This window comes from Candidatus Symbiopectobacterium sp. NZEC135, from assembly GCF_025962695.1.
Map to the genome: position 1 here is coordinate 1 of NZ_JAGFPF010000797.1, position 928 is coordinate 928.

A 928-nucleotide genomic window follows, 5' to 3' on the forward strand; every position below is an offset into this window, starting at 1 on the left:
CATTGTTGATTGCAGATGAACCCACCACCGCGCTGGACGTCATCACCCAGGCGCAGGTACTACAGGCGCTGGAAACCTATACCACCCGTGCGCCAGGACGCGCCTTGCTGTTTATCACCCATGATATCGCCGTGGCCGCAGCGCTCTGCCAGCGGGCATTGATTTTGTCCGATGGCAAGATCGTTGAGCAAGGCACTATCGATGAGATAGTGCGTCACCCGCAACATCCTTACACCGCGGCGCTGGTGACTGCTGCACGTCAGCAACGTCATCGTCTACCTCAGCACGCGCTGGCGTTGGCGGGGTGAAATAAGATGTGCGCTTCTACCTTGCACGCGGCCACGACGCCGCCTTTCCTGGCATTGCGTCAGGTAACCCAGCAATATCCGCTGCCGGGCACGCGCTTCTGGCACGCCACGCGCTATCAGTGCGTTATCAATAACGTGACATTGTCACTTAATAAGGGTGAGCATGTCGGATTAGTGGGGGCTTCGGGTGCTGGAAAATCAACGCTACTGAAGATTCTGCTGGGGTTAGAAACGCCGGATTCAGGAAGCGTGAGCTGTCAGGGCCGTGCCGTTGTTCCGGCTTCCACCGCAGCACTGCGCTGGTATCGCCAGTTGGTACAGTATGTTCCCCAAGATCCGGCTTCCACGCTGGCGCCCAATAAAACCGTGGCGCAGTCGATTGCCGAGCCACTGCATTTTTTAGGCCACGGCGCAGCGTCGATGTCGGTATTGCAACGCGCCCTCGACGATGTCGCGTTGCCAGCATCACTGTTGCATCGGCGGGTGGCAACACTCTCCGGTGGGCAAGCGCAGCGGGTCGCCATTGCTCGCGCTCTGGCCTTGCGCCCGGCCTTCCTGATTGCCGATGAACCGGTGAGCGGTTTGGATTTGGCGTTACGCGAGCAGATAACGGCGTTATT

The 928-nt window shown here is 58.9% G+C and carries 1 protein-coding gene and 1 pseudogene; both read left to right on the forward strand.

Annotated features, from left to right (window positions below):
• Window positions 1-308, forward strand: a pseudogene (locus J5224_RS30525) (ABC transporter ATP-binding protein); the annotation flags it as partial.
• A 6-nt stretch (window positions 309-314) separates the two neighbouring features.
• On the forward strand, window positions 315-928 hold a 614-nt coding region (locus tag J5224_RS30530), incomplete at its 3' end, for an ATP-binding cassette domain-containing protein (RefSeq protein WP_264628786.1).